The organism is uncultured Eudoraea sp. (genome assembly GCF_947258925.1).
Taxonomy (GTDB): domain Bacteria; phylum Bacteroidota; class Bacteroidia; order Flavobacteriales; family Flavobacteriaceae; genus Eudoraea.
In genome coordinates this window covers 1-16,489 of record NZ_CAMYKG010000055.1, presented here as the reverse complement: position 1 = coordinate 16,489, position 16,489 = coordinate 1, and the positions used below count along the sequence as shown (strand labels likewise).

At 36.8% G+C, this 16,489-nt stretch carries 23 protein-coding genes; 5 read left to right on the top strand and 18 right to left on the bottom strand.

The features are described from left to right. From Q0X77_RS14685 to Q0X77_RS14600, 18 genes are all read right to left on the bottom strand, one after another. On the bottom strand, window positions 1-258 hold a 258-nt coding region (locus tag Q0X77_RS14685), incomplete at its 3' end, for a hypothetical protein (RefSeq protein WP_297798580.1). A 95-nt stretch (window positions 259-353) separates the two neighbouring features. Continuing rightward, window positions 354-833: a hypothetical protein gene (locus Q0X77_RS14680; RefSeq protein WP_297798579.1), complete on the bottom strand. Its 480-nt coding sequence runs from the start codon at window positions 831-833 to the stop codon at window positions 354-356. A gap of 91 nt (window positions 834-924) precedes the next feature. Further along, complete coding sequence (locus Q0X77_RS14675; RefSeq protein WP_297798578.1) at window positions 925-1,680, bottom strand: DJ-1/PfpI family protein; 756 nt, start codon at window positions 1,678-1,680, stop codon at window positions 925-927. 149 nt (window positions 1,681-1,829) lie between these two features. Next, window positions 1,830-2,309, bottom strand: a complete 480-nt coding sequence (locus tag Q0X77_RS14670) for a hypothetical protein (protein WP_297798577.1) — start codon at window positions 2,307-2,309, stop codon at window positions 1,830-1,832. A gap of 49 nt (window positions 2,310-2,358) precedes the next feature. After that, window positions 2,359-3,714: a mannitol dehydrogenase family protein gene (locus tag Q0X77_RS14665; RefSeq protein WP_297798576.1), complete on the bottom strand. Its 1,356-nt coding sequence runs from the start codon at window positions 3,712-3,714 to the stop codon at window positions 2,359-2,361. A 2-nt stretch (window positions 3,715-3,716) separates the two neighbouring features. Next, complete coding sequence (locus Q0X77_RS14660; RefSeq protein WP_297798575.1) at window positions 3,717-5,435, bottom strand: hypothetical protein; 1,719 nt, start codon at window positions 5,433-5,435, stop codon at window positions 3,717-3,719. A gap of 222 nt (window positions 5,436-5,657) precedes the next feature. Then, window positions 5,658-6,440 carry a tetratricopeptide repeat protein gene (locus Q0X77_RS14655; protein ID WP_297798574.1) on the bottom strand — a complete coding sequence of 261 codons (783 nt, stop codon included), beginning with the start codon at window positions 6,438-6,440 and terminating at the stop codon, window positions 5,658-5,660. Then, window positions 6,424-6,849: a hypothetical protein gene (locus Q0X77_RS14650; RefSeq protein WP_297798573.1), complete on the bottom strand. Its 426-nt coding sequence runs from the start codon at window positions 6,847-6,849 to the stop codon at window positions 6,424-6,426. Before Q0X77_RS14650 ends, Q0X77_RS14655 begins: the two co-directional genes overlap by 17 nt. A gap of 225 nt (window positions 6,850-7,074) precedes the next feature. Beyond that, entirely contained in the window at window positions 7,075-7,722 is a 648-nt protein-coding gene (locus Q0X77_RS14645) for an SdpI family protein (RefSeq protein ID WP_297798572.1), read from the bottom strand. Between the two features lie 3 nt (window positions 7,723-7,725). Next, complete coding sequence (locus Q0X77_RS14640) at window positions 7,726-7,980, bottom strand: autorepressor SdpR family transcription factor (protein WP_297798571.1); 255 nt, start codon at window positions 7,978-7,980, stop codon at window positions 7,726-7,728. Between the two features lie 193 nt (window positions 7,981-8,173). Beyond that, a complete protein-coding gene (locus Q0X77_RS14635) occupies window positions 8,174-8,839 on the bottom strand; it encodes a hypothetical protein (protein ID WP_297798570.1) in 666 nt (221 codons plus the stop codon). Window positions 8,840-8,926: 87 nt separating this feature from the next. After that, entirely contained in the window at window positions 8,927-9,511 is a 585-nt protein-coding gene (locus Q0X77_RS14630; protein ID WP_297798569.1) for a TlpA disulfide reductase family protein, read from the bottom strand. 70 nt (window positions 9,512-9,581) lie between these two features. Then, on the bottom strand, window positions 9,582-10,211 hold the full coding sequence (locus Q0X77_RS14625) for a hypothetical protein (RefSeq protein WP_297798568.1): 630 nt from the start codon (window positions 10,209-10,211) through the stop codon (window positions 9,582-9,584). 25 nt (window positions 10,212-10,236) lie between these two features. After that, the gene (locus Q0X77_RS14620) at window positions 10,237-10,683 is read right to left on the bottom strand and encodes a hypothetical protein (RefSeq protein ID WP_297798567.1); all 447 of its coding nucleotides are present in this window, start codon (window positions 10,681-10,683) and stop codon (window positions 10,237-10,239) included. Window positions 10,684-10,741: 58 nt separating this feature from the next. Continuing rightward, complete coding sequence (locus Q0X77_RS14615; RefSeq protein WP_297798566.1) at window positions 10,742-11,251, bottom strand: hypothetical protein; 510 nt, start codon at window positions 11,249-11,251, stop codon at window positions 10,742-10,744. 123 nt (window positions 11,252-11,374) lie between these two features. Further along, window positions 11,375-11,839 carry a hypothetical protein gene (locus Q0X77_RS14610; protein WP_297798565.1) on the bottom strand — a complete coding sequence of 155 codons (465 nt, stop codon included), beginning with the start codon at window positions 11,837-11,839 and terminating at the stop codon, window positions 11,375-11,377. A gap of 120 nt (window positions 11,840-11,959) precedes the next feature. After that, a complete protein-coding gene (locus Q0X77_RS14605; RefSeq protein WP_297798564.1) occupies window positions 11,960-12,352 on the bottom strand; it encodes a hypothetical protein in 393 nt (130 codons plus the stop codon). 113 nt (window positions 12,353-12,465) lie between these two features. Further along, on the bottom strand, window positions 12,466-13,374 hold the full coding sequence (locus Q0X77_RS14600; RefSeq protein WP_297798563.1) for a hypothetical protein: 909 nt from the start codon (window positions 13,372-13,374) through the stop codon (window positions 12,466-12,468). A 305-nt stretch (window positions 13,375-13,679) separates the two neighbouring features. Between Q0X77_RS14600 and Q0X77_RS14595 the strand changes: the two genes are divergently transcribed. The 5 genes from Q0X77_RS14595 to Q0X77_RS14575 all read left to right on the top strand — a co-directional run bounded on the left by Q0X77_RS14595 (window position 13,680) and on the right by Q0X77_RS14575 (window position 16,368). After that, window positions 13,680-14,834, top strand: a complete 1,155-nt coding sequence (locus Q0X77_RS14595) for an HlyD family efflux transporter periplasmic adaptor subunit (protein ID WP_297798562.1) — start codon at window positions 13,680-13,682, stop codon at window positions 14,832-14,834. Window positions 14,835-14,947: 113 nt separating this feature from the next. Continuing rightward, window positions 14,948-15,106, top strand: coding sequence for a hypothetical protein (locus tag Q0X77_RS14590; protein WP_297798561.1), 159 nt, complete (start codon window positions 14,948-14,950; stop codon window positions 15,104-15,106). A 21-nt stretch (window positions 15,107-15,127) separates the two neighbouring features. Next, the gene (locus Q0X77_RS14585; protein ID WP_297798560.1) at window positions 15,128-15,286 is read left to right on the top strand and encodes a hypothetical protein; all 159 of its coding nucleotides are present in this window, start codon (window positions 15,128-15,130) and stop codon (window positions 15,284-15,286) included. A gap of 36 nt (window positions 15,287-15,322) precedes the next feature. Beyond that, window positions 15,323-15,481 (top strand): hypothetical protein, encoded by a 159-nt coding sequence (locus Q0X77_RS14580; RefSeq protein WP_297798559.1) that lies wholly within the window; start codon window positions 15,323-15,325, stop codon window positions 15,479-15,481. Window positions 15,482-15,630: 149 nt separating this feature from the next. Next, a complete protein-coding gene (locus tag Q0X77_RS14575; RefSeq protein WP_297798558.1) occupies window positions 15,631-16,368 on the top strand; it encodes a hypothetical protein in 738 nt (245 codons plus the stop codon). Window positions 16,369-16,489 lie beyond the last annotated feature (121 nt).

Below are 16,489 nucleotides of genomic sequence, written 5' to 3'. Positions count from 1 at the left end.
AAAAAAAGAAACAACTTTCCCATCCATACTCCAGGTTCCTTTTCCATATTGATTAGTTATTTCGGGAATACCGGCTTTATGGTCCCTGAGGAAATGAAAAGTAAATGTTCCGTCCTCACGCATTGTCAAGGTGTATTCAATTAGATGTTCTTCCCCTCCCAGCTTTATAAAGTATTCACCTACTGTGCTGTCCGACTGCGAGGAAGCACATAGAGCACTGAAAAGAAATAAAATCGTAAAAACTTTCTTTAGAAACATGGTTTAAAGTGCATTTCAAGGTATTGATTTATAGACTCTAATGTAGGAAATATTTTATGAGCATGGTAGTCAATATGGATGAATTATAACCGTTGTTACCTACTGGCTTTTTTAATTACTTCAGACAGTTCATTTTCTTTTTGAGTTCCTAATAGAAACTTCTTTCCATTTTTTAGTTCAATTGCAAGCCCTTTGTTTCCTTTTATATTGTAAACAGTTCCATACTGCGTCCAAAGGTGTATTCCCCAACCGCCTACAAAGCCGTAATTCACAATTTTGGCACTTTTAATATCATTCCACTTTACATTTTTATGTACAAAAGGGAAGAAATTTATTCGTATTTCCCGTTCGTCGATTCTTGTTTTGAGCTGCATAAACCAAAACAATGCAATTATGCCAAATACAAATACGGCAAAAATAATCAGCCCAGGGTCAGACATTGGGTTATCTCCAAACTGCTCACCTAAGATGAGTTGTTTATACATTCCATAAATTGGTAGCAGGCCAACGCCAATTAAGATTAGCCATAACCACCATTGCGTGAATTTCTGTTCTTCTTTAAAAAATACTTTCATTTTTTTTGCTCGTAGCTAACGGCTGGCACAAACGACGCGCCATCCCGTATTGGTGGCATGGCCGTTTTAGACATTGTTGGGTACAGTATTATTATTTTTTCCAATTCTGTAATCTGTCAAGATAAAGATAGGATTCTACAAATTTTCTATGCTCATTGCTCGTCATCTTTTCCAATAAGTTTAAAGCAGAAATATAACTCGCTAAATTTCCGTTTGATGAACTAAATTTCCCGTCTTCTACAAAAGTTACCACACTATCATCTTGCACTTTTAAATTTGGATAATCTTTTTGTAATTGCTCTCCTCCTCCTATCCATGTGACAATTTTCTTCCCGTCTGCAATTCCCGATTCTCCAATTAATTGAGCACCAGCACAATTGCTCACCACATATTTGGCTTCTTTATTTTTGTTTTTTATAAACTCTATTATTTTGCTGTTGTGAACTTGCGAATACATATCATAGGCACTTGGCACAAAAAGCACTTCCAATTTTGGACTGTCCTTAAAAGAATAATCGGGTATCAGTCTTATTCCTTCTTCGGTTGTAATTGGATTTGTGGTTTCAGCAATAGTTACAACATTGAATAGTTGTTTTCCGTCTTCCGTTGGTTTTGCAAAAACATCCGATGCTGCAATAACTTCGCTTTGAAGCACGCCGTTATACATCAATAGTCCAATAGTTGGTAATTCTGCTTTAAATGGCTTTAAATGTTTCGTCAGAGTATCCGTTTTACTTTCGGTATGATCTATATTCTCGCCTTTAGAATTAGTATTTGATTTTTCCAGATTGCAACTTCCACAAGTAATTGCTAAAATTGATAATATTAAAATTGCTGTTTGTTTCATTTTTTTTTAAAGGTAAGATGTAATTCGCCGTTGAACATCTCGATTGGTACGGACAGCGCGTAAGCTGGCTTCTTACTAAAATGTCTACCAGACAATTTTCTTAACGCTCTACCCTTGGGCTCATTTCATACTGTTCTGTTTTCTATTGGTTACTTGGCGATTATATCAAGTTGGTCTTTTTTAAGCGCTATTTCTACCATAACACCATATTCCAGGCCCTCTATTTTTGGAAGGATCAATTCGAGCATGGTCGGCTTTTGAATATGATCTTCTTTAGTTTCGGGATCGGGCAAATAAACCAATCCTTTAAAAGTTTTATCTTTATAATAGACGGTTACATCAAAAAAATAAAAATTCTCCGGAGGAATATAATCCGACCAATCTATGTTCTTAAGAAAATATTTTGGCTTCTTTATTTCATAGAAGCAAGGTGAAATATCTAAATTGATAGTACCCATGTAATAGTTGCTCAAATCAAGACCTCGTTCAAGAAAATGTTGAAACTGTTGTTTCAAAGTCCCTTCAGGATATCGTTCATCCTTGCCTTTACCAGAGGCAACACCATAACCCGCCTTAATTTCACCCCGAACCAGGGTGTATTCCATAGATTCTGTTTCGTTTCTTTTCATACCTATGCGCTAAACTTATGGTTTAAACTAACATTTCAAAAAGTATAATTTACGATATCATATCCCTCATATATTTTTTGATATTAGGATCCTTATATATATTGTGAACCGCCTCCGTATACAACTCTGTAAACCGATCATTTTTAACAAGATTACCAAAAAGTGATTCTTGTTTAATAAAGGCCAGTGGGTCGGTTTTGGTTTGTTTGGCTGCTTGATGAAGTTCGGTGCTCATGGCATCGATAATTTCAATTGGATGCCCATGTCTATCCATTCCTTTATCACAATAATAACACCAGGCAGCAATAACCAAGGTGGCAAATTTGATACTTCCACCTGTCTCTAAATTCTCGTGGATGGTCGCAATCAAAAATTTGGGTAATTTGGCTTGGTCAAAAAAGGCGCGCAAATAGGTCGCGAAGAGTTCATCTTCTACACAGGCATTGATGGTGGGGTGGCCGTGCAGGGCTCCTAAAAGTCCCAAAACGGAATGCCCGGCATTCAGCAGTCGCAACTTCATTTTCTCATAAGGACCCACATCGGGCACGAATTGCACCCCGACCTTTTCAAAGGCAGGACGTCCGTTGGAGAATTTATCCTCTACTACCCATTGTATAAAAGGTTCGCAGGTCACGGGCCAGGCATCTGCTACGCCATAGTCTTGCGCCAGGGTTTCAATATCCGCTGGAGTGGTCACCGGCGTAATACGGTCTACCATGCTATTGGGGAAGCTGACCTCTTGTGCTATCCAATTGGCCAGGTCCGGGTCTTGCGCCTCGGCAAAAGTGCCAAGCATCTTCCGCATCATATCTCCATTGTGTTCGATATTATCGCAAACCAAAATGGTAAAAGCAGGCAAGCCTGCATCGCGGCGTCTTTTCAAAGCTGCGGTTAAAAAACCATAAACGGTTTTCGGGTCTTGTGGGTGCTGCAACTCGTGTTGAATGTCCGGATTGTCAAAATTAAATTCCCCCGTATTGGGATTAAAATTGTAACCTCCCTCGGTAATCGTCAGCGATACAATCTTTGTATCGCCAACTGCCATACGGGCGATCACAGGTTCGGGGTCCGTGGTGCCCATTTTAAAATCGACTATCGACCCAATGACCTCGGGTTCAATTTTTCCGTCGGGGTGTTTTACGATCAGGGTATAGAGGTGATTTTGGGTTTTGAAAATATCGCTTAGTTTGTTGTCCGCCTCGCGTAAACCTATTCCGCAAAGCGCGGAGGCCGCGCCGCCTTTTTTCAATAAATGTAGGTAGTATGCCAGGTGGGCTCTATGAAATCCGCCGACGCCGATATGTACGATTTCTATGTTATCCGAAGTACGGGCATAGGTCGGTACGGGTATGCGGCTTCCCACTTCCTGGAGATTAGCCTGATTGAGTTGCATGGGTTTTTCCATGTCTAAGCCGGGTTATAAGTTTTTCCGCGTTTTAAAGCCCAATAGGCCAACACGAAATAAATGATGGTACAGATGAAAGCGTAGGTGTAAAAGAGTTCCCGATTTTTGATATAATTGGTCTCTGTTGCACTTCCGAATAGCACCTTACAAGCCAGGACCAGCGTGGCGACCAAAGCCGAAATAGCAACGAATTTTAATCCCTTGGAGAACAAAGAAACATCCTTTGAAATCACCGGCTCCTCCTTTGCTTGCTGTTCTTGAAAACGTTCAATATTTTCATTTTGTAGTTCCTCTTCTTTTGCCTCCACAGGATACTTTTGCTTCGCCCCATAACGGGAAGCGAGCAAGGTGTACACCACGGTGGTAAAAAACCACGTAGGGATAAACAGGTAAAAGAAGGAAATTACGTCCAGGGCATTCAGTCCGAAACCGAAGGCCAGGCCCAAGCCCCAGGAAGCGACGGCGGGCATACTAAAGGTTAGCTTGCGGTATGAAGACCAGTAGCGCGTATAGCCAATTCTAGGGAATAGCTGATGTTCTGCAAACACGATCGCCCCCACAGGAACGACCAGTAGCCCGGCATAGGTGAGTAGCGGCAATATTTGTGAAAACACAAAGGGGAAACAGGCGATGACTACGGTGACTACACCGACCACAATCGTTGTTAGCTTTCGGGAATGGTTGAAGAAAATAGCTTGTGCGGCCAAACCTGATCTGTATAGATTGGTAATCGCTGTGGTCCAACCTGCTACGATCACAATCACAAATCCCGACCAACCGAGGGCATAATAGGCCACATCGCCCGGGTCGAGTTCTACAATTGATTTCCCTAATATGACAGCTGCACCTGCGCCCATGATTCCGGCAGCAATCCAAGCAACATAGTGACCGAACATCATACCGGTACTGGAGGCGTATGCGTAGTTCTTCTTTTTGGCGAAACGCAAGAGGGCCATATCAACCAACCCAAAATGGGTGATGGTATTGGCGGCCCAACCAAAGCCGATGACTTCAACCAAGCCGATTCCCGGTTTGCCATCGCTGTTGATGCCTGTCCAGATACGCTGATCACCGAGGGTCATAATATCGGTCCATCCTGCCGGTAAGGTTTTTTCCAAAACATCCAGGGACAAAGCGGGGAGCAGTACCATAGCGCCACTCGTAAACATCACAAAAAGCCAAGGTGCACAAAGGCCCGAAAATTCAGAAACGGCATTGAATCCATAGAGCGCAATGGAAACCACAAAGATGCCCACCGCCAATACGATCAAAATAAACCAGACATTGGTGGGATACCAATTGAGTTGCGCAGGAATGTCAAAAGCAAAACGAACCGCCGTCGCCGAGACCGTTATCATCGCCGCCGAAATAACCGAAAAGATGATGACATTGGCCCAGTTGTACAACTTGGTCATGGAGTCGCCCGCAATCTTATTCAGATAGGTATAGAGGCTCAAACGCGTTTCAACGGCAATAGGTGAAGTGATAAAGCGCCAGCTCAGTACGGCCAGAATATTACCAATTAAAAGGCCCAGGATAATATCCATCGTTTTGGCTCCTAAGGCAACAAAGGTGGCCCCGATGACAAACTCCGTCGCTGCTACATGCTCGGCAGCATAGAGTCCCGCAAAATGGGTCCAATCATGTAATTTGTGTTTGGCAACCGGTAAATATTCTTCGTCCAGGGCTTCAAATTGTTTGAAATCTTCTGTTGTGTTCATATTTTAGTTTGGCGTTGGAAATTAGATTCTTAAATTTTTTTGCAGAATGTGTTTTACTATTTGTCTAAATATGTAGGGGAAAGTGTCAAGTTATAAAAAATAATTTAGAGTAAAGTCCAAACGCAATTACTATGTCTACTCCTGTTATATAGGATATAAAACTTATCGTTTAGAACAACTCCAGGAACTTTTTTAAATGTTTTGCAACGTTGTTATAACCGGTTATTTTTTGTTTAATTTTTGTCGAAATTCCATCAAATCAGACGGGTAGATTTCGTTAAGAAATTCGTTGTATATATCATCTCTTTTGTAATACATACTATTTTCTGCTTTTCTCAAATTTTCTTTCGCTAAATCGATTTGTCCAAGTTTTTGGTACGCTTTTGCAATTCCAAAATAGGATTCTGGAACGTATTCCGATTGTTTTAATGCTCGTTGAAATTCCGAAACTGATTTTTTGTAATTTCCTTGCTCATATTCGCAAAGTCCGAGATAAACAAATGTGTGAATGTCTGCCCAATCTTCTTTTTGGTTTTTAATATTTCGATTAAATAATTCAATAGCTTTTTTGTAATCCTTTTTTCCGAAATAACATTCTCCTCTTAGAAAGTCAATGTCTTCTCCCCAAGGTGCATCTACAACATTTGGAGTTAGACTATCAAGGTGGTTAAAATCAATAAGGGCTTTGTCGTAGTCTCGTAGTTTTCTTAATCTTATCCAACCTCGATAACCTAAATGCGATGTAGGGTCTAATTCAACAGCTTTGTTCAAATATTCAAATCCTTTTTCAAAATCTCCAGACTTATTAATAGGGGCAGAACGTTCCATCCAGGCATTACTATTATCTTGGTTATGTTCTATTGAGGTCTCGAAATTGTGAACATTGATGAAGTTGTTGGATTTTCCACTATCGGATTTGCTATTCCACCATATCATGATTCCAATAATTGTCAAAAGGAATAATGAAACTAGACCAATGACTGGATATTTAAAAAATTTCTTCAATTTTTCCGTCTTTTATTTTAATTCTAATAAGATTGTAGGTTTTATAGTCTTCGTCCCGATGCCATTTTTTTAATCCAAGAGCTACTTTTTCAAGTTTTTCGATTAACTCGCCATCATTAAATTCTGTATTCTTATAATTTTCGTCTATTTGGAATGTATCAATGCCGCAGAATTTCCCTGTTTTAGAAATAATGAGTCTTAATGTTATAAATCCATTATTTGGGTTAATATTAGTCTCGGTAAGTTGGATGTCTTTAAAAGCATTTCTTAGGGTCGGACCTTCTCCCTCAATTCTACTGTTAATTCCATTGGCCCAATATGGCATTGTTGGGTCATCACATTCATTTTTTTCCTGTGAAAAGGATAAAAGTGGAACAGAGAGCATTATTAAAACTAAAAGGATTCTCATAATTGGTGACAACGTCAAGGCTATGATTTCGACCCAGTTTAAGTGGCAAATGAGCTAAAAGCTTTGGTCACCGGCGGCCAAAGCCTTTGGCGACGGCACGCCTTTACCTTTTGGCCTGCGAGTTGCGCACAATGTAGAAATCATCAGCGTGTTGCTATTTAAACTCTAATGTAGGAATTTTTTTATGAGCGGGATTGGTAAAAGGTATGAATAATGGCCGTTGTTCTATGCTGTTTTTATTTCCTTTTTAAATTTAAGGTATGAATAGACAATAGGTACAATGGTGATCAAAACTGTTATAATCAAAAATATCTTGAAATTTTGGCTTTTGTCCAAAGTCAAACTGAAAACTACCACCAGGATTCCGCCAATAAACCACAATTTTCCAGCTAGTTTATGTGTTTCTTTCCAAACCGTCTCATTTTCCAATGTCCAGGGTGTTCTTATCCCAATGAAATAGTTAGGTTTTATTGTTTTGAAATAGTTTCCAAAAATGATGAATAAAACTCCAATTAACAGAACTATATAATTCGGGTTACTTAAGGACTGATTTTTTGCTGTATAGATAATGAACAATGCTAATATTGACATAACAGTTGTTAATAAAAACTTTATTGTTTGAAGTTTATTTCCCATTTTATTCAATTTGTTTTTTGGGTCAATTTTAGGAACAACCGAAAAGATTACATATATAAGTAATGGTAATAAAATGGGAATTAGTATCAGTTCTGATTTATCTCCATACCTATTTATTTCCCCTTCGATATTCCAATGCACTGGAACTTTGCTCGGCAACTCATTCCAGATATAGGCTAAATAGATAAAAGGCAATGATACAATGGCCAAAATGGGAAGTTCCTTTTTTAAGTTCATAGTTTATTTTTTTAGTGTTAGAATCCAGTTTATCAAATCTTCCAGAATACTGGTATTCAACGAGTATTGAACAAATTGTCCTTTTTTCTCACTACTTATGATGTCAGCTCTTTTTAGAATATCAAGATGATGTGAAATACTTGGTTTAGATATACTAAATCGGTCAGCAATTTCTCCGGCATTCATATCCCTTTCTTTCAATAACTCGATAATCTGTCTTCGAGTTTCGTCATTAAGGGCCTTGAAAAGAGAATTCATATATTTAGTTATTTAGATAAATATCTAAATAATATTTTACATTTCAAAATCTTTTAAAACCCAATATTAATGAACATCAGGCTAAAATTCTGGTCCTGAATTTAAACTAATAAAATCAGTCACTGAATTCCAGCCTATCAAACGTAAGAAATTTCGGATAGTGAAGGATGACTTGCGGATTTATTGTCAATGTTTATTCCTCCCGTAGCTCGAGCATCTGACCTATTTTTTTGGAATTTTTTATACGGTTAACAAAACTTTCAAGATTCTCCTCATCTTTAGGAGAATCATTTAACTGAAGATAGAAAAATGAATTATCTGTTCTAGGGAATATAAGTATGGTTGAACCAAATCTCAGGTCAAAGGCTTTCATACTTATCATTAAGAAACCAAAGTTGTCAGGTGATTTGATCCCGACAAAATCATATTTAGTGTTTGCCTTTGCGCTTCCTTGAAACGTAACATATGGATTATTTCTGGAGGAAACTTCATGTGCTATTGAAATAATCGAATCTTCTGAGAAAAAAATCAAGGTGGTATAATTCCTTTTTACGTATTCTCCATTTTTATTTTCTTTATTTTCCCCGAAGGATATTCCTGAGAACTGATTTGGGCCTATTTTGAATTCAAACAATCGACTAAAAACACCGAATGAGTAATCTTCCAGTGGGAATGCAACTGTTGAAAGAGGCTCTGTTTTGTATTTTGAAGCGATTTTTTTGTCCTCTTCAAACCTCCCATAATCCCATAATTCCGGGTTTTGGTTATTAATGGCTTTAATACTTAGACTGTCATAATCGTATTGAGAAATAACAGAAATTGGAATCAGTAAAGTGAATAGGAGGAAGTGAACTTTCATAGTTTTATCTGGTTATAAAAATAGACCCTTAAAAAGTAAGAACTTTATAGAACAACGAAATGTGAGCTGAATATATGTCAATGTTAACTATGGTTGTTTTAGTTCCGTCAGCGTTTTGAGAATTCTATTCTTAAATAATTCAATATTCTTTTTTTTGTTTGAGGTGTCTTTTGGTATCATTTTCTCTATGCCCACTATAACAAGATTTTTATCCAGTATCAGGGATTTTGGATATCCGAATAAACCAAACTTTTTTATATAATCCTTTGCCTCGATAAGATGAATAAAGTTGAATTCTTTCCGTTCGAGGAATTTTGAAACCTGATTTTTATCCTGAAACGTAATGGCTATAAAATTGACATCAATGAGATTAGACCTTATTTCATTCAAAATGGGCATTTCCTCAATGCACGGAGCGCAACTGTCAAACCAAAAATTAACTAGAGTCGGCTTGCCTTTAAGAGAATTCGAATTTAGGATATCCCCGTTAATTGTTACTAGCTTAAACTCCGGAAGTTCCTTGCCCTGGAACTCATAAATAGCCTCTTTGTCAACGCTTATTTTCAGAATATCCATTTGGTCAACGTTTGCCGAGTCCATTTCAATTTGAGCGAAACCAAAACAGTTTATTGAAATAACTAAAAGTGTTATAATATCCTGGATTTTACTCATGATCTTAGCTCACATTGGTATATCATCATATTCAGTATTTTACCTTTTAATTTAACGCAATCAAAGACTTTTAAATATTTAATTCTGTTAAAGCCCAGCTTAAGATCTTGTTATGTTCAGCAATTGATTCGTACGCATGCCCCGGACATAGTTGTTTAATATTCTTTGACTTGCCAGTAGTATTTAAGTCATATTTAAAGCATTTCTTGATTATACCGGTAGCTTCCCAAAAATCTTTGAGTTTCATTACATAACCTTCAAACGGATTGTTATATCCAAAATTTTTAATGGTCAAAGAGGATCGTTCAAATAAAGGTGTATCCCCCATAGGCGAGATGCTGCTGGTATGAACATACACTTTGCTACGGACTATAGGTAATTCTCCTTCATTTCCTCCTCCCATTGGACGATACCCCCCATGTCTGTATTTGAGGAAAAATAGGGAAGTTTGTCCTACCCGGTATTCATTCCATCTTTTTCCACAATTCCATTCCTTGAATTTCAGGATTGTGATAGATTCTGAATCATGATTAATACTACCGTACACCTTCACCTCGATTACCGATTCATCCACACATTGGATTTCACCATAAAGGATTTTGTCTGCTTTCAGAATCAAATCATTTAGCGAAGGTGTTATATAGTCTGCTTTTACGGTATTGCTTAGTAGAAGTAGTAGTACGATTAGTAATTTTTTCATAATTAGTGCTTACCTGCCAAGGTTATTATTTAGTCACGCCTTGAGCGTCTTGGTATATAGGTTTAGGAAAGGGTGTTTTTTCAGGTGGCAAGTTTAGTTCTGCTAATATTTTATTCAATTCCATTAGTGAATCTTTGTCAATCAATTCCGTATTGATTTTCAATTCCATTTGTTCTGTTTTCAACGTATAATCTCCGGCAAATTTTTTAATCCAATTTATTTCATTCAGGATTATTTTTTTTCTGAATCCATAAAGTCCATTTTTTCGAATTGCTCCGTTTTCGATAGTCAGATATTGATTTGTTAAATCATACAAGTAATGTCCAACGTACAAAATTCCGATGACCAAATATCCGTAATCAGTCCAACGAAGTTCATCATTTGTTACGATGCTTAAAGTTCCGAGTACAATCCAAACTAATCCGAGAATTAAATTCACGCGTAGTATTTTCTTTTTAAATTTTATTTTCATATCTCTACTTTATTTAAATGCTCGCCCACCATTATAAATGTTACCCTATTTACTTTGTTTACCCAAACTTCATTGAAAAGGTAAAAGGAATATCTGCAGGGTTACCTTTTTTAATTCCCGGTTCCAAACGGGGTAATTGGTTAATTGAATTGATCATCTTCTTTTCGTATCTTCCTGTTTTGTCATTACTTTTTAGAAATTTAATGTCCTTTATTTCTCCGGTTTTTGAAATTGTGAACTGCACAACCAACATTACGGCTGGATTCCCATCCAGTCGGCGATCAATTTCAATGGTATTTCTCAGATGTCCATAAAGGATTTTACCAAAACACTTACTTCGTCCTTCAGCGCTTTCAATTTTCCTGCATTTTCTAAAAGTGGGGTCTCTTTCGATTCCAAATTTTGGATTGGTTTTGTTAATCCCATTTTTAGGAGTTATGAATCTTATGCCATCTCTTCTTTGTATGATGTCTTTTTCATAATTATTATTAAACAGTGTTGAATCTTGGGTATAAGCAGAAGAATTTAGAAAGAATATGGAAAGCAAAAGAATAATTTCATATTTCATTTAGTGCTATTTATATTAATGGTATTGTCTTTAAATTTATTCCGTTCCAGGTATCAAGAACTTTTGTGCCTTTAGATGTTTATAGGCGTTGCTTGACAACGTTTTATTAATTGCTTATTGAATTTACTCAATAGTAATATTCAAAGAGCTCGATTTTAGCAGTAATCCATCTGCCACTCTTAATTCTATTTTTTTTATACTTCTTGTTGAAATTTTTTGTTCTTTATCTTCTAAAAGATAGCCATTAATATAAATATCACTATCAGGATCTAACCCGAAAAATGAGTTTAGTTCCACCTGGGTTTTAACCTCAAGGTCAACTTTTAAATCCGCATAAATAATCCCATTTGATTTTTTGTCTAGGGGGAAAAGATTTTTTGGACTCAATTCGTCATCTTTTGAGATAACCAACTGTATCTGATCATCAGCTTGTACTTGTTTTAGAACTTCTACACCCGCTATAATATCACCATTGATAACCACCAGTGGTTGTTCAGATTTTGAATGATAGACATCTATTATATTCGGTTTTTGAGCAACTGAGATACAACTAAAAATCAAAGCTAAAGTGACAGTAATTTTTTTCATGGTTCAATAATGTTTACAATTTTCTACAACGGCTATAACTATAATATTATCGTATCTGTGGGGAGACCAACCGTCCACCTCCGGGGTATTACTTTTAGCTATTTTTGTACACAGTTGTTTTTAGTGTTCTTGTCCTTGATTTTCACTATTCATTTCTTTAACTTTTTGTCTTTGTTCAGCCAATGTTTCCACTCCATATTTAATTCGTTCGGCATCTGATATTTTCGTAGTGTCTATCTCAGCAAGTTTCCAAGGTTCATCTGCCTTCTTACGGTATTGTGTTCCATAGATTTGTGCTTCGCCTTTACTTAATAAATACCTGTCTGTTGTAGCAGCAAGAAGCCATTTGTTGGTAGTCGAATCTAATTCAATGGCCTTTTTCATTAATCCAACAGCTTTTCCATAATCAGATGAATCGTTTCCATGCTGAAAAACCATTGCAGCGTTTTTAAGATCAGTTGCAGTTTTAATTTTATTGGAATCTAAAAGTTCATTTACTCTTATTCTTCTCAAACTATCTCTTTTACTTACTTTTTGCCAGTTTATGTTTTCTTTTTTTCGGCCATTTTGGTCGCTTTCATAAATTTCAGCTAAAAATCGATACTAAAAAGATCAGGAATAATATTCTATTCATATGAATTGGTTCGGAAAATACTGTCCTTTTTTTCTTTTAATTTCAATGGCGCTAACCCTATCGAAATTCGGTTACTATCAACCTTTTCTAAGTCCTCAATCATATTAGCATAACTTCCACCTTGAGCACCATAAGTTCCATAAATCTGTGGTTCACCGTTGTATAAATAGTACTGGTCAATTAATGTTCCCAGAGTTCGCGGTGACGCACTTCCGTTTTTTACAAACTCTTTGACTTTCGGTACAAAGTATTTCATTCGAATACTGTCGTCTGTATGCAGTAATAAAGTTCCAACGTCAAATGCGTATTCTCTTGTGCGCTGTCCTACAATTTTTTCTGATGGATAGCCAATAGTTTCAAAAATCTCAACCAGTCTCTCCTCGTGAAGTTTATCGATGCTGTCCTGTTTAACAATATTTTCTTGATAATTGCTATTTCTATACATTTGGTCAGCAGTATGCATTGAGATCAATTCGTCTCGAAGTTTAAAGTCAGCTTTTGCTTCAAATTCTTTTCTTAGATTTTCATATTCAGAAATGAATTTCTGTCCAAAATCAGATACTAGAAATTCACTAAAATTACCGTTATTCTGAAACCTGTTTAATTCAACACCATTTAGAACCTGTTTTTTAGCATAGTCATAAGTAATGTCGAACTTTTTTAAAATCGCCGAACTTTCGGTAAATTTTCCAATTTCATTAAAAGCGGCAGTGTTTTTTGCCTCGCAGGATTTAAAAACATCTTGATATAATTCAAAGGCTTTTTCATAATTCTTTGTTTCAAATTCCAAATCCGCTTTGTAGACAGTTGGGTAATAATCAGTTATATAATTACAATCAGATTTATTTTCGGTTTTACACCCAAAAACAATGATTGAAAGCAGAATTAAAACTTTTCCCATGAATTTTATCTCCAATTTGGCACAGCTCCTGATAAGTACACCTTTAGTCCCGGTTTTATCCAAATTTAACCACCACCTAAATGTATTGCTATTTCCAAAAAATGGTTTATATAAAAACCATAACTTTTTTATGGTTTTACTACAACCTAGTCCCTGCTTTCAATTACTTTTCAGGGGTACTATATCCCTATAGGACCTGCAAACAACAATAGAGGATCTTAATACGTTGCAGCGCTTTTGCAGCCGGCCCAAATATCTTGGGCAGCTAACAGCATTTCCACTAATGGTAATCATTTTTTTGTATAATGAAACAGGTTTTTCCCAAAGAAATCCTTGAAAATACTGCCGAAGTACACCAGTTTAAGCACAGTACAAAAAGTAAAAGCATATATGGTATCATCCTGCTTCTGCTTATAGCTGCTTTTATGGTATTGCCTTTTATAAAAGTAGATGTGGTATCCACGGCCAGGGGGATTATTAAACCCAATAAGGAACGCGTGGGCATCAGCCTTATTAGTTCCGGGCGAGTACTTTTTAGCCATTTGGCAGCCAATAAGCTTGTGGCAAAAGGCGATACCCTGGTCGTCCTGAATAACGAGGCGGCAGAGCAGGAGCTTCAACTTGCGGCCTTTAAAACCCGGGAAACCCTTTCTTATATTAAAGACCTTAGCCTGCTTTTGCATCAGAAAAGGATACAAATTACTGAGCTTGCTTCACCCAAATACCAAAAGGGGTATCTGCACTACCGCCAAAAACTACGGTCACTTCAAATTAGGGTAAACAAGACCAGGCAAGATTATGAACGCTATCAACTTTTGTATAAAAAAGGGGTGGTAGCCAGGGTAGAATATGAGGATTATAAATTTGAACTGGACCTGGCCCTGGCTGAAATGGTACAGCATAGAAAGCAACAACAAAATTCATGGCAGGCAGATCTTTCGCAGTACAACAACACCCTAAACGAGTTGCAAGCCGGCAAAGAACAGCTTGTGCAAAATAAAAGTCGGGCTGTAATTACCGCCCCCGTTAGCGGCACCTTGTTTGATGTAAATCAGTTAGAGGCGGGGAGTTATGTTGCTTCCGGGATGGTGCTGGCCCATATTTCCCCTAGTACAGACCTGTTGGTAGAGTGTTATGTAAGTCCGGCAGAAATTGGTCTAATTCGGGAGAACACCCCTACAAATTTTCAGATAGACGCCTATAACTACAACCAATGGGGCTTGGCATCCGGGAGGGTGAAGGAGATAGGCAGCGACATAGAAATGCTGGAAGGCAAAGGGGTCTTTAAGGTGCGTTGTAGCCTGGACCAGGAATACCTTTTTCTGAAAAACGGCTTTAGAGGAAACCTTAAAAAGGGGATGTCGCTTAATGCGAATTTTAGATTAAACAGACGAACGCTGTTTCAATTGCTTTATGATAAAATGGACGATTGGTTAAATCCCACTACTCAAAAAAATTAAATAAGTTATCATGCAAGGGTTGTGCGGAGAAAAGCATGAATTTAGCTGGTAACATATCATCCAGGTGCGCAATGGAGGGTTATTAACATAATGTGTAATTAAAATTAAATAAGATGGAAAATTTAAAAGAATTGAGTTTATATGAAATAAATAATATACAGGGGGGATTTGCCGGGGCGCCACCAAGGTTTATTACAGACACGGCGGTAGTTGTTGGCAGAACGGTATCTGCCTGGTGGAGGGGTTTTAAAAATGGGACGGAATTGTTCTAATTAAATTAAATCACAAATAGTATGAGAAATTTATATAAAAATGAATTGAAAAATACAGCTGGCGGTTATAAGCCTGCCTGGTATGAATTATTGGCTTTTATGGCCGGCGATATGGCGGGGAGAGGCCTCGATTTTGCCCACGGTTTTTGGGATGGAATTAATGGTGTAGAAAGGCACTGAAAAGTGGAATTAAATAACTATTTAAATTTAAAAATAATGGAATTAAAACATTTAAATATAAATGAAGTAAAGGCAATCAATGGCGGCACTAAAAAAGACTATGGTTTTGGCCATGCAGTTGGCAATCATATCAGACATGGAGTCCAGACCTTTGGTAATATTGTAGATTGGGTTTTTGGTCTTGTTCACGGTTAACAAGATCTATGACTCTAAAAGTCACTCCGGTTATTGGAGTGACTTTTTACAATTCAATCCTTATCCTCTTTGTAAATATTAATTATATTAAAATCAGCGAAATCTTAAATTTAACAAGGATAAAAGAATATTAGTAATAACCTCTGATTATGAATAATCAAGAAAAAATCTCTTTTAAGGAAATTGTACTTCGGAAAGTAATAATAATATTGAATTTCGTAAAAAACCCGGATAATAAGCTGACCAGATCTTACGATTCAATAAAGAATCTCAGCGCTATTCTTACATTTTATTTGATCCATTTATTTTTACTCATACTATGGGTCACAATAATATTTATCATATCAATTGATTTAGACAGTCCTCCTGCGGTTAAAATCAGGGAAATGATGTCACCACTGAATTTTATGTTGTATGCTTTGATTGTTGGGCCTCTTCTGGAAGAGTCCACATTGAGATTGTCACTTGTCTTTAAGCCAATATATTTATCAATTTCTATTTTACTTCTTTCCTATATCCTTATCTCCAGATTGGGTTACGGAGTAGGACATCTGGATATCGAAGAACATTTATGGGTTAGAATAATCACTTCAGTTCTAATAGCCGTATTTACTTATTTTATATCTAAAAGGTATTCGACAAATTTTTCAAGTTTTTGGGATGCAAATTTCAGATGGATCTATTATTTTTCTATAATAATTTTTGCATTGCTCCATTTAGATTTTACAGAATTAACGCTTAGCAAATTCTTGTTTTTTCCATTACTAACATTTCCTCAGGTAGTATCCGCTATCATGAGCGGTTATATAAGGATTAAATACGGGTTTATATATGCTTGCCTATTTCATGGCATGAATAATATTTTGCCTGCCCTATCAAACTTATAATATTATCATGTATTATGAGGAGTTTATGCAGTGAAACCAGTGATCTTAGCACTCAGGGACATCCAGGTGCGCAATGGGCGTTAGAAGTATATGTTTAATTAATTAAATAAAAATTATGACG